1 protein-coding gene is annotated in these 257 nt (G+C 66.9%); it reads left to right on the forward strand.

Translation table 11 applies throughout. The features are described 5' to 3' along the window. Nucleotides 1-257 (forward strand): DUF2238 domain-containing protein (locus SB756_RS32200; protein WP_410913519.1); only part of this gene is annotated, 257 nt, incomplete at both ends.

The raw sequence follows: 257 nt of genomic DNA on the forward strand, positions 1-257 counted from the left end.
CCCTGCAGGACCTGCTGCACCTGGGCCGCAACCCCTATGACAAGATCGGTCATTTCTTCCAGGGCTTCGTACCGGCCCTGGTCGCCCGAGAGATCCTGCTGCGGGGCGACCATGTGCGGGGACGAAAGATGCAGGCCTTCCTGTCGGTGTGCGTGGTGCTGGCGATCAGCGCCACCTACGAACTCATCGAATGGGGCGCGGCCCTGGCCCTCGGCCAGGGTGCGGACGAATTCCTGGGCACCCAGGGCGACCCGTGG

It is taken from the genome of Pseudomonas sp. SIMBA_068 (assembly GCF_046534705.1).
In the GTDB taxonomy this organism is placed as follows: Bacteria; Pseudomonadota; Gammaproteobacteria; order Pseudomonadales; family Pseudomonadaceae; genus Aquipseudomonas; species Aquipseudomonas putida.